Below are 20,086 nucleotides of genomic sequence, written 5' to 3'. Positions count from 1 at the left end.
CCGCAACTTTCGGAGGGTGGGGCGGGCGGTTCGGGGCGGGGGCTCCTCCACAGGGGGCGATCGCGGGCGGTCCGTCCACAGTCGCCGCCGGGGCGCCTCGCCGGGGTCGCGTCGGCGGGTAGCGTCCCGCCCATGAACTCCCCGTCTCCCGCCGCCGGTGCGCGCATGGCCGACCTCGCGCCCGAGGAGCGGCCGCGCGAGCGGCTCCGCGCCCGCGGTCCCGAGGCGCTGACAGACGCGGAGACGCTCGCCGTGCTGATCGGCAGCGGAGTCCGCGGGGCGAACGCGACGGTCGTCGCGCAGCGCCTGCTCGCACGCTTCGGCGGCATCGACGCGGTGTCGCGGGCGGGCGTCGCCGACCTGGTCCGCCAGCGCGGCGTCGGCGAGGTCGCCGCCTGCCGCATCGTCGCGTCCTTCGAGCTGCGGCGGAGGATGAACCGCGCCGGGCGGGCCGCGCGCGTCGTCGACGCGGCCGGCCTCGCCGAGCTGGTGACGCCGCTGCTCGCCGCACGGCCGACCGAGACCGTGCTCGCCGTCGCGCTGACCGCCGCCGGGGCCGTCCGCGACGTGATCGCGCTCGCCGACGGACCGCCCACCCACGCGGAGGTGCCGGTGGCCGAGATCCTCGCCGAGGTGCTGGCGCGCGGTGCGGCCGGCGTCGGCCTCGCGCACAGCCACGCCGGCGCGGCGGACGTCCTCTCCTCCGACCTCGCCGCGACCCAGGCGCTGGCCGAGGCGTGCGCGGCCTGCGGGCTGCGCTTCGTCGCGCACGTCGTCGTCGGCGCCGACGGCTGGCGGGAGGCGCCGCCGTAGCAGCCGCGGACGTTCGTGCAAGCCCCTGAGCGGCCACCCTTCCACCCCGCGACGGCGGCGTACCGTGGACGAGCCCCCACCCCCTCTCGAGCAGGAGTCCCCATGCGAGCAACGATCATCCACGGCGAGCGCGACGTCCGACTCGAGGAGGTGCCCGACCCCGTGCTCTCGACCGGGCGCGACGCGATCGTGCGCGTCACCGCCGCGTGCGTCTGCGGCTCCGACCTCTGGCCGTACCGCGGCGTCACCCCGACGAAGGAGGCGCACCGCATCGGCCACGAGTTCGTCGGCGTCGTCGAGGAGATCGGCGACGACGTGCACGACATCGCGGTCGGCGACTTCGTGATCGCCCCCTTCTACGTCTGCGACGGCACCTGCGCCAACTGCGCGAACGGCGTCTCGACCTCCTGCCTCACCGGCGGCTGGTGGGGCGCCGAGGTCGGCGAGCAGGGCTTCGCCGACGGCGCGCAGGGCGAGAAGGTCCGCGTCCCGCTCGCCGACGGCACGCTCTTCCCGGTCGGCACCGACGTCGACCCGGCGCTGATCCCGAGCCTGCTCACCCTCGCCGACGTGATGGGCACCGGTCACCACGCCGCCGTCTCGGCCGGCGTCACCGCGGGCTCCACGGTCGCGGTCGTCGGCGACGGCGCGGTCGGCCTCTGCGCAGTGCTCGCGGCCAAGCGCCTCGGCGCGACCACGATCATCGCGATGTCGCGGCACGAGTCCCGCCAGGCGCTCGCCACCCGCTTCGGCGCGACCCACATCGTCGACACCCGCGGCGACGAGGGCGTGGCCCGCGTCCGCGAGCTCACCGACGGCATCGGCGCGGACTGCGTCCTGGAGTGCGTCGGCACCAAGGAGTCGATGCAGCAGGCGCTCGACTCGGCCCGCCCCGGCGGCATGGTCGGCTACGTCGGCGTGCCCAACGGCGGCCCGGAGCTGCCCGTGCGCCAGATGTTCGGCTCGAACGTCGGCGTCAACGGCGGTGTCGCGCCGGTCCGCGGCTACATGGCGGAGCTGCTGCCCGACGTGCTCAGCGGCGCGATCGAGCCGGGCCTCGTCTTCGACCTGGAGCTGCCGCTCGAGGAGATCGCCGAGGCGTACGCCGCGATGGACGAGCGCCGCGCGATCAAGACCCTCGTGCGGCCGTAGCGGGAGCCGGTCGTGCGCATCGAGATCGAGACGCCCCGGGGCGTCGTCGCCGGAGTCGCGGAGGACGGCGTCGCCCGGTTCCTCGGCGTCCCCTTCGCCGCGGCGCCGGTGGGCGACCGCCGGTTCCGCGCGCCCGAGCCGCGGGCACCGTTCGACGGCGTCTTCGAGGCGGACGCCTACGGCGCGACCCCGCAGCGCGGCCGCCCCTTCGAGTTCACGACCATCCCCGAGCACTCGATCCCGGGCGAGGACACGCTGACCCTGAACGTGTTCGCCCCGGCTGAGCCGGCCGGCCCGCTTCCCGTGCTGGTCTACCTGCACGGCGGCGGCTACGTCACCGGAGCGGCGTCGAGCGACTGGCACGACGGCTCGGCCTTCGCGCGCGACGGCGTGGTCGTCGTGACCGCCGCCTACCGGCTGGGGGTCGACGGCTTCGGCGTCGTCGAGGGCGACGCGAACCGCGGCGTCCGCGACTGGCTGGCGGCCCTCGAGTGGGTCCGCGAGAGCATCGGCGCGTTCGGCGGCGACCCCGGCCGGGTCACGATCGCGGGCCAGTCCGCGGGCGGCGGCGCCGTGCTCACCCTGCTCGGCTGCGCCGAGGCGCAGCCGCTCTTCGCGAACGCCGTCGCGATCTCGCCGACCGATCGCAGCGTCCCGATCGAGGAGGCGGAGGAGCAGCTCACCGCCTTCGCGCACGCCCTCGGCGTCGAGCCCACCCGCGCCGCGCTCGCCTCGCTCGACCAGGACGGGCTCTCCGAGACCGCCGCCCTCACGATGATGCCCGGGTCGGGTCACGCGATCGTCTTCGCGCCGGTCTCGGGCGACGCGCTCCTGCCCCTGCCCGTGTCCGAGGCGACCGCGACGACCGGCCTCGACAAGCCGCTCCTGATCGGGTCCACCGCCGACGAGTTCGACAGCCCGCGCCTCGAGCGCGAGCCCGGGGCGGCACCCCGCACGACCGACCTGCTCTTCCGCCGCGCGGTGCTGCAGGCGGCGCGGAACCGTGCCGCGGGACCGGCGCCGACCTGGCTCTACGCCTTCGACCGACTCTCGCCCGCGACCGGCGGCGCGTCGCACTGCCTCGACCTGCCGTTCTTCTTCGACCACCTCGACGCCGAGGCGACCGCCCGCGTCCTGGGCGAGGACCCGCCCGCGGCGCTCGCCACCGTGATGCACGGCGAGCTGGTGGCCTTCGTCCGGGGCGAGGAGCTGCCCTGGCCGCCGGCGCACGGCGCGGAGGGCGACGCGGTGCGCGTCTACGACGTCGAGCCGGCGGTCGTGCCCGGCCACTACGACGACGTGCTGCCGCTCGTCTCGGACCCGCGGGCATGAGCGGGTCCGCGCGCGGGGGCGCGCCGCGCTTCCACCCCGACCTCGCGCTCGGCCGCTTCGTCCCGCCGATCGTGCTCGGACCGCGGCTGCTCCGCCTCGCCACCCGTCGCACCGCCGTCGGCGGGGAGGCGCCGCCCGACCTGCTCGTCGAGGACCTCCAGATCCCGGGGCCGGACGGCACCTCGGTCCCGGTCCGCAGCTACCGTCCGCGCACCCTCCGCGGCGCCGCGCCCGCGCTGATCTGGGTGCACGGCGGCGGCATGGTGCTCGGCAGCCGCTTCGACGACGAGTCCTCGAACATCGCCTTCGCCCGCACGCTCGGCATCACGGTCCTCTCGGTCGGCTACCGGCTCGCACCCGCCCACCCGGCGCCCGCCGCCCTCGAGGACGTGCTGGCCGCGTTCCGCTGGCTCGCCGCGCACGCCGAGGAGCGGGGAGTCGATCCCGAGCGGATCGCACTGGGCGGCGCGAGCGCGGGCGGCGGGCTGGCCGCGGGGGCGACCCTCCTCGCCCACGATCGCGGCGGAGTGCAGCCCGCGTTCCAGCTGCTGGTCTACCCGATGCTGGACGATCGCACCGTCACCCGACCCGGACCGGTTCCCCGCGGTGTCCGCGTCTGGACGCCGGGCAGCAACCGCTTCGGCTGGTCGTCCTACCTCGGCGCGGAGCCCGGCGGCCCCGACGTCTCGCCGTACGCCGCGCCCGCCCGCCGGGACGACCTCTCGGGCCTCCCGCCCGCGTGGATCGGCGTCGGAACCCTCGACCTCTTCCACGACGAGGACGTCCGCTACGCCGAGCGGCTCCGCGCCGCCGGAGTGCCCTGCGAGCTCGAGATCGTCGACGGCGCGTTCCACGGCTTCGACGCCCTCTTCTCCCGCACCGGCGTGGCGAAGCGGTTCTGGGCGACGAAGGCGGCCGCTCTCGGGAGGGCCCTGGGCGTCTGAGGGCCCGCGATCCGGGCCCGACCGGACGGCGGATCGGGCCGTGCGGGGTGCCGCTGCGCCGGATGGGAGCATGGACGCATGGACATCGACCGCCTCGCCACCCGCTACGAGATCGCCCTGCCCGCCTGGATCGAGGACGCCGTGCGCGACGTCCCCGAGTACCTGCCCGAGCGCGAGGACCGCATGGCCCTCGTGCACGCGCTCGCCGATCGCAACTTCCGCGAGGGCAACGGTGGCCCGTTCGCGGCGATCGTCGTCGAGCGCGACTCCGGTCGCGTGGTCTCGGTCGGCGTGAACGTCGTCCTGGGCAGCGGGGTCTCCTCCGGCCACGCGGAGGTCACCGCGCTCGGTCTCGCGCAGACGGCGCTCGGCTCGTGGGACCTGGGCGGCGAGGGCCTGCCGGCGCACGAGCTGGTCGTCAACTGGCGGCCGTGCGTGCAGTGCTACGGAGCGACGCTGTGGTCGGGCGTGAGGCGCCTGGTGGTCGCCGGGTCGGGTCCGGAGCTGGAGGAGATCTCCACGTTCGACGAGGGTCCGATGCGCGAGGACTGGGCCGCCCAGTTCGAGGCGCGCGGCATCGAGGTCGTCGACGGCGTGCTCCGCGACGAGGCGCTCGAGGTCTTCCGCGCCTACCGCGCGCATGTCGACGCGGGCGAGGTGCTCGTCTACAACGCGCGCGCCGCGGACTGAGCCCCGCGCCCTGAACGAGCGAGCCGCCCCGAGGGATCCCCGGGGCGGCTCGTCGTGTCAGAGGGCTCGTGCTGTCGGCCGGCTCGTGGCGTCAGTGGTTGCCGGGCGTGTACACGGCGGAGGCGCGCCACCAGTCGTCGAACATCGACAGCGGCACCTGCCGCTTGTGCTCCGTCGCCTGGTACCGGGCCTCGATCGCCTCGGCGACCTCGGCCGCGACGTCGCCGCCCTCGAGGTACTCGTCGAGGTCGGCGTACACGAGGCCGAGGTTCGACTCGTCCGTCTGACCGGGGTTCTCGTCGAGCAGGTCGGCGGTCGGCGCCTTCTCGTAGAGGCGGGCCGGGGCGTCGAGGTGCTCGAGCAGCGAGCGGCCCTGACGCTTCGTGAGGCCGGTCAGCGGCAGCACGTCGGCGCCGCCGTCGCCGAACTTGGTGAAGAAGCCGGTCACCGCCTCCGCCGCGTGGTCGGTGCCGACGACGAGCATGCCCGCCTGGCCGGCGATCGCGTACTGGGCGACCATCCGTGCGCGCGCCTTGACGTTGCCCTTGACGAAGTCCGAGATCGGCTCGCCGACGGCGTCGCCGAACGCGGAGGCGATGCCGTCGACCCCGGCGTGGATGTCGAAGGTCACCTGGCGGTCGGGCCGGATGAAGGTCAGCGCGAGCTGCGCGTCCTCCTCGTCGGCCTGCACCCGGTAGGGCAGCCGTACCGCGATGAAGGAGGCGTCGCCGCCTTCCGCGCGCACCTGCTCGACCGCGAGCTGGCAGAGCCGGCCGGCCAGGCTCGAGTCCTGCCCGCCGCTGATGCCGAGCACGAGGCCCTTGGCCCCGGTGTGCCGGAGGTAGTCGGCGAGGAAGCCGCTGCGCCGCTCGACCTCGGCGGCCGGGTCGACGGTGGGGGAGACGTGGAGCTCGGAGATGATTCGCTGCTGGACATCGCGCACGCCTCAACGCTACTCCCGATGCCCCCGCCCCGCCCCGCTTCGGAGCCGACCGCAAGCCTCAGGCGGCGCACACCGTCCTGCCGGTCGGGTGGCCCCGTCCGGGCGCACACGTGCCGGGTCGAGCAGCCCCGCCTGCGCACACGCATGCCGGTCGAGCACCCCCGCCCGCACACCCCCATGCTGGTCGAGCGGCACGGCGGGCGCACATACATGCTGGTCGAGCGGCACGGTGGGCACAGCTACATGCTGGTCGAGTAGCCCCGCAGGGGCGTATCGAGACCCGCCGTCACCAGCTCGGCGGGTCCACAGACTCGTCCTTCTGACGCCGGTGGATCTCGATGCGCCCGCTCCGCGGGCTACTCGATCAGCAGGCAGGGGGCTCGCCGCGCGGGCTCGACGGTGCCGACCCGCGCGAGTGGACGCACATCGGGCTCTCCACAGCCACCGGACCCCATCGCGGGTCCGCTCGCCGACCCGCCTCCGGCGCCCCATGCTGGTCGAGTAGCCGCCGGAGGCGGCGCCCCTGCTGATCGAGTAGCCGCCGGAGGCGGCGCCCCATGCTGGTCGAGTAGCCGCCGGAGGCGGCGTATCGAGACCCACCCTGCTGGGCGCGGCGCCCGCGCGTCTCAGCCGCGCGCGGCGACGATGCGGGCGATCCGCTCCGGGACCGTGTCGTCCTGGAGGCTCGTGACGTCGCCGAGGGCGCGGCCGTCGCGGATGTCGCCGAGGAGGCGGCGCATGATCTTGCCCGAGCGGGTCTTCGGCAGGTCGGGGACGACGACCACGTCGCGCGGCTTCGCGATCGGGCCGATCGCCGTCGCGACGTGCTCGCGCAGCGCCTGCGACAGGTCGGCCTCGAGCGCCGTCCAGTAGGCGGGATCCTCCTCGGCGCGGTCGATCGCCTCGTCGGAGGGGATCACGAACGCCGCGATCGCCTGGCCGGTCGTCGCGTCCTCGACGCCGACCACGCCGGCCTCGCCGACCGCCGGGTGCGCCACCAGGGCGGACTCGATCTCGATGGTCGAGAGCCGGTGCCCCGAGACGTTGATGACGTCGTCGACCCGGCCGAGCACCCAGATGTCGCCGTCGGCGTCGTACTTCGCGCCGTCGCCGGAGAAGAAGTAGCCGCGGTCGGCGTAGCGGGCCCAGTAGGAGTCGCGGTACCGCTCCGGGTTCCCCCAGACGGTCCGCGCGAGGGCCGGGCCGGTGCGGTCGACCACGAGGTAGCCGCCGGAGCCGTTCGGCACCCGCTCGCCCGCCTCGTCGACGACGAGGGCGCCGAGGCCGGGCAGGGCGCCCAGCGAGGAGCCCGGCTTGAGCGTCGAGACGCCCGGCAGCGGGCACATCACGGCCGCGCCCGTCTCGGACTGCCACCAGGTGTCGACGATCGGGCAGCGCCCGCCGCCGATCCGCTCGTGGAACCACACCCAGGCCTCGGGATTGATCGACTCGCCGACCGTGCCGAGCAGGCGCAGGCTCGAGAGGTCGTACTCCGACGGGACGCCCTCCGGGAACCAGGTCATCAGCGTCCGGATCAGCGTCGGCGCCGTGTAGTAGACGGTGACGCCGTAGCGCTCGATGATCTCGAAGTGCCGCGCGGTGTGCGGGGTGTTCGGGGTGCCCTCGTAGATGACCTGGGTGAGCCCGTTCGAGAGCGGACCGTAGATCTCGTAGGTGTGCGCCGTGACCCAGGCCAGGTCGGCGGTGCACCAGTGCACGTCGTCCGGCTTCGCGTCGAAGACGGCCCAGTGCGTCCAGGACGCCTGGGTCAGGTAGCCGCCGCTGGTGTGCACGAGGCCCTTCGGCTTCCCGGTCGTGCCCGAGGTGTAGATGATGAACAGCGGCGTCTCCGCGTCGAAGGCCTCGGCCTCGTGCACGTCGCTCTGCCCGTCGACGACGTCGTGCCACCAGACGTCGCGGCCCTCGGTCCAGGGGAGGTCCGGCGTCTCGTCGCCGGTCCGGCGGACGACGAGCACGTGCTCGATCGACGCGACGCCGGCGACCGCGTGGTCGGCGTTCGCCTTCACCGGGACGGCGACACCGCGCCGGAACTGGCCGTCGGTGGTGACCAGCAGCTTCGCGCCGGTGTCCTCGACGCGGAAGCGCACCGCCTCGGCCGAGAAGCCGCCGAAGACGAGGGAGTGGATCGCGCCGATCCGCGCGATCGCGAGAGTGATGACGACGGTCTCGGGGATCACCGGGAGGTAGACGACGACGCGGTCGCCCTCCCCGATGCCGAGCGCGGTGAGCGCGTGTGCGGCGCGGGCGACGTCGCGCTGCAGCTCGGCGTAGCTGATCGAGCGGCGGTCGCCGCGCTCGCCCTCGAAGTGCAGGGCGATCTTGTCTCCGCGGCCCGCGTCGACGTGCCGGTCGACGCAGTTGACGGCGACGTTGAGCGTGCCGCCCTCGAACCAGGTCGCGCGCGGGACGGACAGCGTGCCGTCCTCCTGCGGGACAGCCGGCTCCCAGCGGTGCGCGGTGTGCCAGGGCTCGACCCAGTCGAGGCGCCGGGCCGCCTCCTCCCAGAACGCCACCGGGTCGGCGGCGGCGCGGGCGTGCTCGCCGGAGCCGACGTTCGCCTGCGCGGCGAAGGCCTCGGGCGCCGGGAAGCGGCGGGACTCCTCGAGCAGGTTCGCGATCGTCTCGCTCATCGGCGGGCCTCCGTGGTCGTCGTGCCGGTCGTCGTGCCGGTCGTGCAGCGCGTCGTGCCGGTCATCCTCACGCCCACTTCCGGATCGCGTAGCGCTGGAACACGCCGACGATCGAGTCGGTCAGCTTGCCCAGCACCGCCAGCAGGATGATCGCGAGGAAGACGCGGTCGATGCGCCCGTTGCTCTGACTGTCGGTCAGGCGGAAGCCCAGGCCCATCGACGAGGCGATCAGCTCGGCGGCGACCAGGAACAGCCACGACTGCGCGAGCGCCAGGCGCAGCCCGGCGATCACCGAGGGGATCACGGCCGGCAGCTGCACCGCGGTGAACAGCCGCACGCCCGAGAGGCCGAACGCCCGACCCGCCTCGACGAGCTGCCGGTCGACGTGACCGAGGGCGGTCGCCACGGTGGTGAAGACGGGGAAGAACGCGCCGATCGTGATCAGCGTGATCTTCGACTCCTCGCCGATCCCCATCCAGAGCAGCAGCAGCGGCACCCAGGCCAGCGACGGCACCGCGCGGATCGCGCCGAGCGTCGGTGCCAGCACGACCTCCCACACCCGGGAGAGCCCGAAGAGCGCGCCGACCAGCAGCCCCAGTGCGGAGCCGAGGCCGAAGCCGATCAGCACCCGCTGGGTCGAGATCGCGACGTCCTGCCCGAGGTCGCCGCGCTGCGCGAGATCGACCGCCGCCGCCCAGACCATCGCAGGCGACGGGAACACCGACACCGACACCATCCCGGTGGTCGTGACGATCTGCCACGCCGCGAGCAGCAGCACCGGCAGGATCGCCCCTCCCGCGACCAGGAACCAGCGCCGCGAGGTGAGCGGCCGGGCGTGCGCCGCCTCGTCGTCGCGGAGCCGCTTCTGCGACGCCTCGACGCTCGGCCCGACCACGGCGGTGCCGACCGCGCCGGGCGCCTGCACGAGCCCGGTGCTCCGGCGCACGAGGTCGGCGTCGGTCACGGTCTCGTCGTCGCGTGTCGCCATCGTCGTCTCCTCGGTCGGTGTCGCGGTCGGTGCTGTCGCGGGTCGGTCTGTCCCGGGTCGGTGCTGTCGTGCTGTGGTCGTGCGGGCGTCAGGAGCGCCGTCAGGCGATCGCGGACGGGTCGGCTGCCGTCGCATACGTGTCGTCGATCAGCGAGTCGAGGGCCGCGTCGACCTGCTCCTGCGTGGCGACGTCGCCGTTCGCGACGAAGATCGGGCCGATCACCGAGAGCACATCGGTCTGCGCTGAGCCGGGGACGTTGTCGACGTCGAGGTTGCTGCGCTCTGTGATCACCGTGGTCGCCACCGCGACGTCGAGACCGGCGACGGACGCCAGGATGCTCGCCGTCTCCTCCTGGTTCTCCAGGGCCCAGGCGCGGGCGTGCTCGTAGGCGTTCACGACGGTCTGCGCGAGGTCGGGCTTGGCCGCGAGGAAGCTCTCGGTGGCGTTGAGCAGCCCGTAGGAGTTGAAGTCGACGTTGCGGTAGAGCAGGGTCGCCCCGGCCGCCTCCGCGCCCGCCATGATCGGGTCGAGTCCGGCCCACGCGTCGACCGAGCCGTTCTGCAGCGCGGCCCAGCCGTCGGCGTGCTGCAGGTTCTGCACGGTGACGTCGTCGATGCTCAGGCCGGCGGCCTCGAGCGCCTGCACCAGGAAGAAATAGGGGTCGGTGCCGCTGGTGGCCGCGATCTGCTTGCCGGCGAGCTGCTCGACGCTCGTGATCGCCGAGCCGGCGGGCACGACGAGGGCGGACCACTCCGGCTGGGAGAAGATGTCGATCGTCCTGATCGGCGAGCCGTTCGAGCGCGCGAGCAGCGCGGCCGAGCCGGCGGTCGAGCCGACGTCGATCGCCCCGGCGCGCAGCGCCTCGTTGGCCTTGTTCGAGCCGGCCGACTGCACCCAGGTGACCGTGACCTCCTGCTCGGCGAGGGCGGCCTCGAGCCAGCCCTTCTCCTTGATGACGAGGCTGAGCGGGTTGTAGGTCGCGAAGTCGAGCGTCAGCGTGCCGCCCTGGGTCTTCGCGGTCGAGCCGTCGGAGGCGGCTGGCGCCGCGGCCGCGCCGCCGCCGCCCTCGCCCTGGACGCAGCCCGCGAGGAGCGGGACCGCGGCGGCGGTGAGCAGGCCCGCGAGCGCGGTGCGGCGGGTGAGCGGGGAGGTGCTGAACGACGGGAAGGACATGGGGGCCTCGACTTCGGTGCGGTGGCGGGAGTGGGACGAGTGTGCGGGAGCGGACGGACGGGATGTCCGCGAGCGGTGGGATCCGTGGACGGAGGGCGGGATCGGCGCCTGGGGAGGAGAGGAAGGAGGGGCGGAGTGGCCTAGTGCCGCTCGATCCCGAGCCCCTCGAGCAGCTCGACCCGCCGCTCGGCGAGCTCGGCGGAACCGCGGTCGCGGGGCCGTGCACCGGGGACCGTCATGATCTGCCGGATGCGTGAGACGCCGCCCGGCTCGTCGCGGCCGAGCAGCACGATCCGGTCGGCCAGCTGCAGCGCCTCATCGACGTCGTGGGTGACGAGCAGGATCGTGGCGGGGGCGGCCGCGTGCACCTCGAGCAGCAGGTCCTGCATCCGCAGGCGGGTCAGCGCGTCGAGCGCGCCGAACGGCTCGTCCAGCAGCAGCACGCCCGGGTTGCGGGCGAGGGCGCGCGCGAGCGAGGCGCGCTGCGCCATGCCTCCGGAGACCTCGCGCGGCCGGGAGCCCGCGTGCGCGGTCAGCCCGACCAGCGAAAGCAGCTCGTCGACCGCTGTGCGGCCGGCCTCGCGCGAGGTGCCGCGCGGGAGCCCGAGCGCCACGTTCGCCGCGAGGGAGCGCCACGGCAGCAGGCGCGGCTCCTGGAACGCGACCGCGCAGCGCGGATCGATGCCCGAGACCGACGACCCGTCGATCAGCACCGTTCCGGCGCTCGCCGTGTCCAGTCCGGCGGCGATCCGCAGCAGCGTCGACTTGCCGCAGCCGCTCGGTCCGAGGATCGCGATCACCTCGCCGGCGCGGACGTCGAGCGAGACGTCGGCGAGCACGGGGGCGCCCGGGGCGAAGGTGCGGCCGACCCCGTCGAAGCGCACCGGGAACGCCGACTGGCCGAGCGCGGCGTCGAAGGCCAGGCTCGTGCGGGCGGGTGTTCCGGTCATGAGGGCTCCGAGGCGGGGCGGGCGGGCGGACCCGTCCGATCGTACGGACGAGCGCCGACTCCTCCGATTCCGTGATGAAACGCGGAGTAACACAGGCTCGGGAACGACGAAGGCCCCGCCGGCACCGCGCAGCGGCGGCCGACGGGGCCTCGGGGGAGCGGACTACGCCTGGACGAGCACGAGCTCCTCGAGCGGCAGGCGCGTGCGGGGAGCGGTCTCGCGCTCGCGGAGCACGTCGTTCTCGAGCGCGTCGGGGCTGGCGAGCACGCCCACGGCGGCGACGGTCACCGGGTCGAAGCGCGCGTCGACGCCGAACGCCGTCCGGACGCCGTCCTTGTCGAAGCCGGCCATCTGGTGCACGTGCAGCCCCTCGTGGTGCGCCTGCACGCTGAGGTGGGCGACGGCCTGGCCGAGGTCGTAGACGGCCCACGGGCGCGCCTCGCCCTTCTCGTCGACCGTCTCGGCGAGCGCGACGATCAGCGCGGCGGCCGAGCCGGCCCAGGCGGCGTTGAAGCCGACGAGGGTGCCGACGATGCTGTCGAACTCCGGAGTGCCGCGGCGCGCGACGATGAAGCGCGACGGCTGCGAGTTGCCGGCCGAGGGGGACCAGCGGGCGGCCTCGAGCAGCGCGGTCAGCGTCTCGTCCGCGATCGCCGCGGAGGCGTCGTAGGAGCGGGGGCTCCAGCGCTCGGCGAGGACGTCCAGGATCGGGGCGCTGGTCGAGGCGGTGCGGGTGGCGGTGTCGGTCATGGGGTGCTTCTCTCCGGAGACGGCTGAACAGGGCGGGCCTCGTCGCCCGAGGGACCCAACCGCAGGAGCTCCGCCGGCATTCCCGCTCGTCGCGCCGACCGGCCGTTCGCCCACGGAGGAGCACGGGGTCCTGTCGGTGCGGAACGGTACCCTGGAGAGCGGCGTGCTTCCCCGCGCGCGACAACTCACCACTCTGATGGAGGATCATCCATGGCCCAGCACTTCGACGTCGTCGTCCTGGGGGCAGGCCCCGGTGGATACGTGGCCGCGATCCGTGCCGCCCAGCTCGGCAAGTCCGTCGCCATCGTCGAGAAGAAGTACTGGGGCGGTGTCTGCCTCAACGTGGGCTGCATCCCCTCCAAGGCGCTGCTGCGCAACGCGGAGCTCGCCCACATCTTCCACGCGCAGGCGAAGCAGTTCGGCATCTCGGGCGACGTCTCCTTCGACTTCGGCGTGGCCTTCGACCGCAGCCGCACCGTCGCGGACGGACGCACCAAGGGCGTCCACTTCCTGATGAAGAAGAACAAGATCACCGAGTTCGACGGCACCGGCTCCTTCACCGGCCCGCAGGGCCTCGACGTGCAGCTCACCAAGGGCGGCTCCGAGTCGCTGACCTTCGACGACGCGATCATCGCGACCGGCGCGAGCGTCCGCCTCCTCCCCGGCGTCGAGCTCTCCGAGAACGTCGTCACCTACGAGACCCAGATCATGACCCGCGAGCTGCCCGACACGATGGCCATCGTGGGCGCCGGCGCGATCGGCATGGAGTTCGCCTACGTCCTGAAGAACTACGGCGTCGACGTGACGATCATCGAGTTCATGGACCGCGCCCTCCCCAACGAGGACCCGGACGTCTCCAAGGAGATCGAGAAGCAGTACAAGAAGCTCGGCGTCGAGATCCTCACCTCGACCAAGGTCGAGTCGGTCGTCGACAAGGACGGCTACGTCACCGTCACCTACACCGGCAAGGACGGCACGCAGTCGACCCTCGAGGTCGACAAGGTCCTCATGTCGATCGGCTGGGTCCCGCGCGTCGAGGGCTTCGGCCTCGAGAAGACGGGCGTCGAGGTCACCGAGCGCGGCGCCATCGGCATCGACGAGTACATGCGCACCAACGTCCCGCACATCTACGCGATCGGCGACGTCACCGCCAAGCTGCAGCTCGCGCACGTCGCGGAGGCGCAGGGCGTCGTCGCCGCGGAGACCATCGCCGGAGCCGAGACCCAGACCCTCGGCGACTACCGGATGATGCCGCGCGCCACGTTCTGTCAGCCGCAGATCGCCTCCTTCGGCCTCACCGAGAAGCAGGCGACGGACGAGGGCCACGAGATCACCGTCTCGACCTTCCCGTTCATGGCCAACGGCAAGGCGCACGGCCTCGGCGAGCCCACCGGCTTCGTCAAGCTCATCGCGAGCAAGCAGTACGGCGAGCTCCTCGGCGCCCACATGATCGGCCCGGACGTGTCCGAGCTGCTCCCCGAGCTCACGCTCGCGCAGAAGTGGGACCTCACGGCGACCGAGCTGGCCCGCAACGTGCACACCCACCCGACGCTGTCGGAGGCGCTCCAGGAGGGCTTCCACGGCCTCAAGGGCCACATGATCAACATGTAGCTCCCCGCTCCACCTGCACCGCGCGCTCCGGCTCGCGGCCGCACCTGCTCCGGCTCGCAGGATCCGCCTCGGCTCGCCCGATCGCGTGGATCCTGCGGGCCGGAGCTGTTTCCGCGAGCCGGAGATCCCGTCCCGAGCCGGCTCGCGTCTCGACGAGCCCGGCTCGGGGCCGCCGCTAGCGTGGACGGATGGACCCGCGCCTCCTCGACCGACTCGCCGCCGACGCCTGGCCGCCCCTCGAGCGCCGCGCGCTCGGCGGCTGGCGGCTGCGCGCGGCCGGCGGCGTCACGAAGCGCGCCAACTCCGTGCTCACCTCCGGTCCCGTCGAGGACGTGGACCAGGCGATCACCTCAGCGGAGGAGTTCGCGCGCGAGCAGGGGATCCCGCCGCTCTTCCAGCTCGGCCCCGCGACCCTCCCCGCCGACCTGCCCGAGCGGCTCACCCGCCGCGGCTACGCCGGGCACGAGCGCACCCTCGTCCTCACCGGCTCCGTGACGGAGGCGCTCGCCGCGCTCGGTCCCGCCGCCCCGGAGGACGCGGAGCAGGTCGAGACGACGGAGGCGCCCGGTGAGGAGTGGCTGTCGCTCTGGTGGTCGGTCGACGGCCGCGGCGGCGACGCCGAGCGCGGGATCGCCGAGCGGATCCTCGCGGGCTGCGACTCCGCCTACGCCCTGCTGCGGGACGGGAGCGGCCCCGCCGCCTGCGGCCGGCTCTCCTGGGCGACCGCCGAGGACGGCGAGTCCTGGTGCGGTCTCTTCGCGCTGGCCACGCGCCCGGACGCGCGCCGCCGCGGCCACGCCGCCACGGTCCTCCGCGCCCTGCTCGAGCAGGCCGCCGCCCGAGGCGTCGACCGCCTGTGGATCCAGGTGCTCGCCGACAACGCCGCCGCCCGCCGCCTCTACGCGTCCCTCGGCTGCCGCGAGTCCTCGCACTACGAGTACTGGCGCCGCTGACCGTCCCCCTCCCCCCCGCGAGATGCCACTTGTGCACGCGACACGCCGTGGAAGGCGTGCACAAGTGGCATCTCGCGGCGGGGGATCAGCCGGCGATGACCGCGCGCGCCACGGACTCGGCTCGGGCCGCGTCGCCCGTCACGAGCACCCGCCACCACGTGTCGTCGGCCAGCACGTCGACCTCGCACGAGCCGCCGCCGCAGCCCGAGAGCGCGCGGTCGCCGAGGCCGTCGAGCGGAGTCAGCGTGACGGCGAGCCCGGTCGTCAGGGAGAGGTTGCGCCAGCCGTCCTCGCCGTTCGGCAGCACGTCGACGCTCAGACCCGCGTAGCTGCTGCTGGTCGCGTCGGTCCAGGTGCACGAGGCGTAGCCCGCGCGAGCGGCGGCCGCGGCGGAGGCGGTCGACGGCGCGACGCCCTCGGTCCCGCTCCCCGGGGTCGCGTCCACGAGCCCGGCCGTCGCGGCCAGCTGCTCGCCGGTCAGCACCTCGGCGCAGGCGGGTGCGGTCGCGGTCACCGGCTCGTCGGGCCGACCGCCGGCCGCCGCGGCGGTCGCCGTGGCGAGGGCCGCGAGGTCGGCGTCGGCCGGCGAGCCGGTCAGCGCGAGCGTCACCCAGGTCGAGCCGGTGAGCAGATCGACGGAGCAGATCTCGACCGAGCAGGCGCTGTAGGCCTCGACGTCGGTCGCGAGTCGCGTTCCGGCGGAGAGACCGGCCGCGGCGAACGCGTCCGCGGCGTCCTCGGCGGCCGAGGCGGTGATCGACGCCGTGCCGTCCTCCTCGTACCAGGCGCAGGTCAGCAGCCCGCCGTTCTCCTGCGCCGACTCGCGGATCAGCTCGGCCGAGGAGCGCACCGTCTCGTCCCGCGTGCCCTCGAGCGAGCCGGCCGCGATCCCGAGGGCGCTCGACGCGCGCGCGACCGGCAGCAGGGCGTCGCAGTCGAGCCGGGCGGCCGAGGAGCGGCTCGGGGTCGGCGACGCGGACGTGGAGGCAGGAGGAGTCGCAGAGGCGGTCGCGGACGCCGTCCCGCTCGCCTCCGGCTCGGCCGCCGTGCAGCCCGCGAGCAGGCCGGCCGCGACGAGCAGCGCCGCCCCCGTCCCGACGGCGCGCGCCCTCACGCGGCGAGCTCGCGCTCGATCGCCGCCGTGAACGCGTCGATGTCGTCCTCGCTCGTGTCGAACGAGCAGACCCAGCGCACCTCGCCGGTCGCCGGGTTCCAGTCGTAGAAGCGGTAGGCGGCGCGCAGCCGGTCCGCGACCCCCGCCGGCAGGGTCGCGAACACCGCGTTCGCCTGCGTCGGCTGGGTGAAGGCGAGCCCGGTGATCCGCCCGGCGGCCACGGCCTCGTCCAGCTGTGAGCGCAGCCGCGCCGCCATCGCGTTCGCATGCCGCGCCGAGCGCCGCCAGAGCGGCTCCGCCTCGCCGTCCTCGCCGAGCATCGCGAGCAGCTGCGCCGAGAGGAAGCGCATCTTCGAGGACAGCTGCATGTTGGTCTTGCGGAGGAACGTCAGCCCGCTGGACGCCTCGGGGTCGAGCACGACGATCGCCTCGCCGAGCAGCATGCCGTTCTTGGTGCCGCCGAAGGACAGGACGTCGACTCCGGCGTCGCTGGTGAAGGCGCGCAGGGGCAGCCCGAGGGCCGCTCCGGCGTTCGCGATCCGCGCTCCGTCCATGTGGAGCCGCATCCCCCGTTCGTGGGCCTGGTCGGCCAGCGCGCGGACCTCCTCCGGTGTGTAGACCGTGCCGAGCTCGGTCGACTGCGTGATCGAGACGACCAGCGGCTGGGCGCGGTGCTCGTCGCCGAAGCCCCAGGCCTGCTCGTCCACGAGCGCCGGCGTGAGCTTGCCGTCGGGGCTCTCGACGGTGAGGATCTTGATCCCGCCGACCTTCTCGGGGGCCCCGCCTTCGTCCGAGTTGATGTGCGCGGTTCCGGCCGAGACGACCGCCCCCCAGCGGGGCAGCATCGACTGCAGACCGGTCACGTTCGCCCCGGTTCCGTTGAAGACGGGGAAGGCCTCGGCCTGCTCGCCGAACTCGCGGCGGAAGACGCGCTGCAGCTCCGCGGTGTAGACGTCCTCGCCGTAGGCGACCTGGTGGGCGCCGTTCGCCGCGGCGATCGCGGCGAGCACCTCCTCGTGCACGCCGGAGTAGTTGTCGGAGGCGAAGCCGCGGAGGTCGGGATCGTGCAGAGCGCTCATCCCCCCATCCTCGCAGCCCGCCGCGGATCGATCCTGGTGGCGGGCGCCGCCGCTCCCTGTGTTTCCGGCATGTGAACGGACCATCCCCTGAAAGCCGATTGCCGTCAAGAAGTTGGTATCGCGTGGGAGGCAGGCCACTCTTGTCCTATGCGCATGGACACTTCGGGGGCGGTCCGCGACATGCCCGCCCCTCCCGGGGTGGACGAGATCGCGGCGCGCTTCGGCGACCCCGTCCTCGCGTTCGCCCCGCAGCCCCGCCTCGAGGAGTTCGCGGCGGCGCAGACCATGGCGCTCGGACGCTTCGTCGAGATCTCCCTCTCCTACTCGTTCTTCAAGAATCCGCGCAACCGGGCCGACCCGGTCAACCACGTCCCGCTCACCCCCGAGCAGAAGCGCGCGATCGAGCGCGCCGAGAACGACCACCTCCCGCCCTGGATGGTCGATCAGGTGACGCGGATGCGCTATCCCGTGCTGTGGGAGGCGGTGCGCACCTCCGTGCCGATCCCCGCCGAGCGCAGCCGGCCGCTGGAGTCGCGCCTCGCCGCGCACATGGGTGACGTGCTGCGGAACACCTTCCCCGGCCGCGTCCGCACCCGCCGCGGCGGCATGCCGGTCGTCGCCGCCGCCCTGCGCGACGAGGACGTCGTGCGCGGGGTCCCGGTCGTCGTCGACGGCGAGGCGCTGCGCGGCTACCGCGTCGACACCGACCCCGACGTGGTCGCCATCGGCGCCCGGGTCGACGGCCGCTACATGACCGTCGTGCTCGACAGGAAGATCGTCCCCGACATCCGCATGGAGTTCGTCCGTCGAATCCCGCCACGTCCGGCTCCGGCCCAGCCGCGGCGCTGACGCCCGAACGGGCGCGATCGGGCCGGTGCGCGGACCGGAACGGTCAGGACCGCCCCGGCACCGCGATCCCGTGCTCGTAGGCGAAGACGACGGCCTGGATCCGGTCGCGGACGCGCAGCTTCATCAGGATCTTGGACACGTGGGTCTTCACGGTGGCCTCGCCGACGTAGAGCTCGGCGGCGATCTCGGCGTTGGACGAGCCGCGGGCCAGGTGCACGAGCACCTCGCGCTCGCGGTCGGTGAGCTCCTCGATGCCGGGGTGGACCTCGGCGCGGGCCGGCGCCGTCGCGAAGCGCTCGAGCACGCGGCGCGTCACGTCGGGCGCGAGCATCGCGTCGCCGCGGGCCACGACCTGCACGGCCTCGACCAGCTCCTCCGGCGACGCGTTCTTCAGCAGGAAGCCGCTCGCTCCGGAGGACAGCGCCTCGAAGAGGTAGTCGTCGCGGTCGAAGGTGGTCAGGATGAGGACGCTGGAGCACAGCCGCGGATCCTTGACGATCTCGCGGGTAGCGGCCAGGCCGTCCATCCCGGGCATCTGCACGTCCATGCAGATGACGTCCGGGCACAGGTCGGAGGCCCGCTCGATCGCCTCGATCCCGGTGCGGGCCTCGCCGACGACGACGATCCCGGGCTCGGACTCGAGGATGGTGCGGAAGCCGGCGCGGACGAGCTCCTGGTCGTCGACCAGCAGCACCCGGACATCGGCCGTCATGCGCGCCCCCCGCTCGCTCGCTCCCGGCGCCCCCACGACACCTCGGACGACGCTACCGGCTCCCCGGACCCCGCGCGGACGCTCGTCAGAGGGACGCGGGCACGCACCAGGTAGCCGGAGCCGCTCGGGCCGGTCTCGACCGTGCCGCCGACGGCCGCGGCGCGCTCGCTCATGCCGGTGTGCCCGAGCCCGCAGGACGTCGCGGCGACGGGATGCGCGCCCTCGCCGCCGTCGTCGGAGACCTCGAGCTCGACCGCGTCGTCGAGGTAGCGCAGCCGCACCTCGGCGGTGGCGCCGCGGCCGGCGTGCTTGCGCACATTGGTGAGCGACTCCTGCGCGATCCGGTAGAGGCTGAGACCGACCGTCGCCGGGATGTCCCGGGGTTCGCCGACGGTGAGGAACACGGCGGGCAGACCGGAGCCGGCCGCGGCGAGGACGAGCTCCTCGAGCTGCGCGACCCCCCTGGTCGAGGCGGCGTCGGTGAGCGGGTCGAGGGCGGTGTCCTCGGCGCGGAGGGCGATCAGGATGCGGTGCAGCTCCTCGATCGCCGAGCGCGCATCGCTCTCGATCGCGCTGAGCGCCGTGGCCGCCCGCTCCGGATCGCGCGCGAGCACCCGCCGAGCAGCGCCCGCCTGCACGCCCATCACGCTGACGTGGTGGGCGACGACGTCGTGCAGCTCGCGGGCGATGCGCAGCCGCTCGGACGACACCGCCTGGCGCGAGGAGCGCTCCCGCTCGTCGTCGAGCTCGGCGGTGCGCGCCTCGAGCGCCTCCAGCCGCCGCGCCGACTGCCAGGACGCGTCGCCGAAGACGTAGGCGCTGCCGAAGTAGAGCAGGTTCGCGACGACGGCCAGCGCCGACTCCGCGACGTAGGGCGGCAGCAGCCCGGCCGACTCCTCCGCCGGGAGCGGGCTGCTCACGGGGGCGCCGGTCGCGAGGGTGACGATCAGCCAGCCCAGCATGCCGACGGCGATGACCGTGCGCACGACGAGCGCCAGGCGCCGGTCGCGGCTCCAGGCGCCGACCGTGTAGAGGGCGAGGTAGAGGCAGATCTGGTTGAACAGCGACTCCGGCACCTGGAGGATCAGCCCGAGCGCGTAGACAGCGGTGAGCGCGACCGCCACGGTCGACGGGAAGCGCCTGCGGAGGGCGAGGGGGAGGGTCATCGCGAGCGCCCAGAGCGTGCTCACGGCGGGGTGCGCGGCGTCGGTGAAGCCCGCCGAGGCGTAGAGGGCGACGGAGACGAGGGTCGCCACCAGCAGGACGCCGGCGGCGACGGCGTCGCGGACGTAGGCGGAACGGGTCGGCGCTCGCCGAGTCCAGCCCGCATCGAAGGGGTCGGCAGCGACGGCGCCAGGAGGCATGCGCCCCACGCTAACCG

The 20,086-nt window shown here is 74.0% G+C and carries 18 protein-coding genes; 8 read left to right on the top strand and 10 right to left on the bottom strand.

Annotated elements, in window-relative coordinates; all coding sequences use genetic code 11:
* The first annotated feature begins 132 nt into the window (after nucleotides 1–132).
* The 5 genes from EDF45_RS10530 (at nucleotide 133) to EDF45_RS10510 (ending at nucleotide 4,931) form a co-directional block, all read left to right on the top strand.
* Nucleotides 133–813, top strand: coding sequence for a RadC family protein (locus EDF45_RS10530; RefSeq protein WP_123736220.1), 681 nt, complete (start codon nucleotides 133–135; stop codon nucleotides 811–813).
* Between the two features lie 102 nt (nucleotides 814–915).
* Nucleotides 916–1,965: a zinc-dependent alcohol dehydrogenase family protein gene (locus EDF45_RS10525; RefSeq protein ID WP_123447162.1), complete on the top strand. Its 1,050-nt coding sequence runs from the start codon at nucleotides 916–918 to the stop codon at nucleotides 1,963–1,965.
* 12 nt (nucleotides 1,966–1,977) lie between these two features.
* Entirely contained in the window at nucleotides 1,978–3,297 is a 1,320-nt protein-coding gene (locus tag EDF45_RS10520) for a carboxylesterase/lipase family protein (RefSeq protein ID WP_123736221.1), read from the top strand.
* Entirely contained in the window at nucleotides 3,294–4,241 is a 948-nt protein-coding gene (locus tag EDF45_RS10515) for an alpha/beta hydrolase fold domain-containing protein (protein ID WP_123736222.1), read from the top strand. The genes EDF45_RS10520 and EDF45_RS10515 overlap by 4 nt, the downstream gene beginning before the upstream one ends.
* A gap of 78 nt (nucleotides 4,242–4,319) precedes the next feature.
* On the top strand, nucleotides 4,320–4,931 hold the full coding sequence (locus EDF45_RS10510) for a nucleoside deaminase (protein ID WP_185020148.1): 612 nt from the start codon (nucleotides 4,320–4,322) through the stop codon (nucleotides 4,929–4,931).
* Nucleotides 4,932–5,022: 91 nt separating this feature from the next.
* On the opposite strand, the gene nadE is transcribed toward EDF45_RS10510, so the two are convergent.
* The 6 genes from nadE to EDF45_RS10480 all read right to left on the bottom strand — a co-directional run bounded on the left by nadE (nucleotide 5,023) and on the right by EDF45_RS10480 (nucleotide 12,387).
* On the bottom strand, nucleotides 5,023–5,874 hold the full coding sequence (gene nadE, locus EDF45_RS10505; RefSeq protein WP_123736223.1) for an ammonia-dependent NAD(+) synthetase: 852 nt from the start codon (nucleotides 5,872–5,874) through the stop codon (nucleotides 5,023–5,025).
* Between the two features lie 626 nt (nucleotides 5,875–6,500).
* On the bottom strand, nucleotides 6,501–8,525 hold the full coding sequence (gene acs / locus EDF45_RS10500) for an acetate--CoA ligase (protein ID WP_123736224.1): 2,025 nt from the start codon (nucleotides 8,523–8,525) through the stop codon (nucleotides 6,501–6,503).
* Nucleotides 8,526–8,592: 67 nt separating this feature from the next.
* On the bottom strand, nucleotides 8,593–9,513 hold the full coding sequence (locus EDF45_RS10495) for an ABC transporter permease (protein ID WP_123736225.1): 921 nt from the start codon (nucleotides 9,511–9,513) through the stop codon (nucleotides 8,593–8,595).
* A gap of 100 nt (nucleotides 9,514–9,613) precedes the next feature.
* Nucleotides 9,614–10,687, bottom strand: coding sequence for an aliphatic sulfonate ABC transporter substrate-binding protein (locus EDF45_RS10490; RefSeq protein WP_123736226.1), 1,074 nt, complete (start codon nucleotides 10,685–10,687; stop codon nucleotides 9,614–9,616).
* A 140-nt stretch (nucleotides 10,688–10,827) separates the two neighbouring features.
* Entirely contained in the window at nucleotides 10,828–11,637 is an 810-nt protein-coding gene (locus tag EDF45_RS10485; protein WP_123447155.1) for an ABC transporter ATP-binding protein, read from the bottom strand.
* Nucleotides 11,638–11,799: 162 nt separating this feature from the next.
* The gene (locus EDF45_RS10480) at nucleotides 11,800–12,387 is read right to left on the bottom strand and encodes a nitroreductase family protein (RefSeq protein ID WP_123736227.1); all 588 of its coding nucleotides are present in this window, start codon (nucleotides 12,385–12,387) and stop codon (nucleotides 11,800–11,802) included.
* A 210-nt stretch (nucleotides 12,388–12,597) separates the two neighbouring features.
* On the opposite strand from EDF45_RS10480, the gene lpdA reads away from it, so the two are divergent.
* The gene (gene lpdA / locus EDF45_RS10475; protein WP_123736228.1) at nucleotides 12,598–13,998 is read left to right on the top strand and encodes a dihydrolipoyl dehydrogenase; all 1,401 of its coding nucleotides are present in this window, start codon (nucleotides 12,598–12,600) and stop codon (nucleotides 13,996–13,998) included.
* 188 nt (nucleotides 13,999–14,186) lie between these two features.
* Entirely contained in the window at nucleotides 14,187–14,951 is a 765-nt protein-coding gene (locus tag EDF45_RS10470) for a GNAT family N-acetyltransferase (RefSeq protein ID WP_123736229.1), read from the top strand.
* An 85-nt stretch (nucleotides 14,952–15,036) separates the two neighbouring features.
* Here EDF45_RS10470 and EDF45_RS10465 read toward each other — a convergent pair whose 3' ends face one another.
* On the bottom strand, nucleotides 15,037–16,065 hold the full coding sequence (locus EDF45_RS10465) for a hypothetical protein (RefSeq protein WP_123736230.1): 1,029 nt from the start codon (nucleotides 16,063–16,065) through the stop codon (nucleotides 15,037–15,039).
* The gene (locus tag EDF45_RS10460; protein ID WP_123736231.1) at nucleotides 16,062–17,144 is read right to left on the bottom strand and encodes a low specificity L-threonine aldolase; all 1,083 of its coding nucleotides are present in this window, start codon (nucleotides 17,142–17,144) and stop codon (nucleotides 16,062–16,064) included. Before EDF45_RS10460 ends, EDF45_RS10465 begins: the two co-directional genes overlap by 4 nt.
* A gap of 180 nt (nucleotides 17,145–17,324) precedes the next feature.
* Here EDF45_RS10460 and EDF45_RS10455 point away from each other — a divergent pair, with 180 nt between their 5' ends.
* A complete protein-coding gene (locus EDF45_RS10455) occupies nucleotides 17,325–17,993 on the top strand; it encodes a hypothetical protein (protein ID WP_123447150.1) in 669 nt (222 codons plus the stop codon).
* 43 nt (nucleotides 17,994–18,036) lie between these two features.
* On the opposite strand, the gene EDF45_RS10450 is transcribed toward EDF45_RS10455, so the two are convergent.
* Both EDF45_RS10450 and EDF45_RS10445 read right to left on the bottom strand, forming a co-directional pair.
* Nucleotides 18,037–18,705 (bottom strand): response regulator transcription factor, encoded by a 669-nt coding sequence (locus EDF45_RS10450; RefSeq protein ID WP_123706238.1) that lies wholly within the window; start codon nucleotides 18,703–18,705, stop codon nucleotides 18,037–18,039.
* The gene (locus EDF45_RS10445) at nucleotides 18,702–20,069 is read right to left on the bottom strand and encodes a sensor histidine kinase (protein ID WP_123736232.1); all 1,368 of its coding nucleotides are present in this window, start codon (nucleotides 20,067–20,069) and stop codon (nucleotides 18,702–18,704) included. Before EDF45_RS10445 ends, EDF45_RS10450 begins: the two co-directional genes overlap by 4 nt.
* Between the last annotated feature and the right edge of the window lie 17 nt (nucleotides 20,070–20,086).

Origin of the sequence: Rathayibacter sp. PhB186 (assembly GCF_003751825.1) — a bacterium.
Taxonomy (GTDB): Bacteria; Actinomycetota; Actinomycetes; order Actinomycetales; family Microbacteriaceae; genus Rathayibacter; species Rathayibacter festucae.
Note: the sequence above shows the minus strand (reverse complement) of the source record. Positions and strands in the feature narration are given on the sequence as shown.

Bases quoted from the DNA above. Each gene is read 5' to 3' on its own strand.
- EDF45_RS10530 (WP_123736220.1), top strand. From the start codon at position 133: ATGAACTCCCCGTCTCCCGCCGCCGGTGCGCGCATGGCCGACCTCGCG.
- EDF45_RS10525 (WP_123447162.1), top strand. From the start codon at position 916: ATGCGAGCAACGATCATCCACGGCGAGCGCGACGTCCGACTCGAGGAG.
- EDF45_RS10515 (WP_123736222.1), top strand. From the start codon at position 3,294: ATGAGCGGGTCCGCGCGCGGGGGCGCGCCGCGCTTCCACCCCGACCTC.
- EDF45_RS10510 (WP_185020148.1), top strand. From the start codon at position 4,320: ATGGACATCGACCGCCTCGCCACCCGCTACGAGATCGCCCTGCCCGCC.
- acs (WP_123736224.1), bottom strand. From the start codon at position 8,525: ATGAGCGAGACGATCGCGAACCTGCTCGAGGAGTCCCGCCGCTTCCCG.
- EDF45_RS10495 (WP_123736225.1), bottom strand. From the start codon at position 9,513: ATGGCGACACGCGACGACGAGACCGTGACCGACGCCGACCTCGTGCGC.
- EDF45_RS10490 (WP_123736226.1), bottom strand. From the start codon at position 10,687: ATGTCCTTCCCGTCGTTCAGCACCTCCCCGCTCACCCGCCGCACCGCG.
- EDF45_RS10485 (WP_123447155.1), bottom strand. From the start codon at position 11,637: ATGACCGGAACACCCGCCCGCACGAGCCTGGCCTTCGACGCCGCGCTC.
- EDF45_RS10480 (WP_123736227.1), bottom strand. From the start codon at position 12,387: ATGACCGACACCGCCACCCGCACCGCCTCGACCAGCGCCCCGATCCTG.
- lpdA (WP_123736228.1), top strand. From the start codon at position 12,598: ATGGCCCAGCACTTCGACGTCGTCGTCCTGGGGGCAGGCCCCGGTGGA.
- EDF45_RS10470 (WP_123736229.1), top strand. From the start codon at position 14,187: ATGGACCCGCGCCTCCTCGACCGACTCGCCGCCGACGCCTGGCCGCCC.
- EDF45_RS10460 (WP_123736231.1), bottom strand. From the start codon at position 17,144: ATGAGCGCTCTGCACGATCCCGACCTCCGCGGCTTCGCCTCCGACAAC.
- EDF45_RS10455 (WP_123447150.1), top strand. From the start codon at position 17,325: ATGCCCGCCCCTCCCGGGGTGGACGAGATCGCGGCGCGCTTCGGCGAC.
- EDF45_RS10450 (WP_123706238.1), bottom strand. From the start codon at position 18,705: ATGACGGCCGATGTCCGGGTGCTGCTGGTCGACGACCAGGAGCTCGTC.
- EDF45_RS10445 (WP_123736232.1), bottom strand. From the start codon at position 20,069: ATGCCTCCTGGCGCCGTCGCTGCCGACCCCTTCGATGCGGGCTGGACT.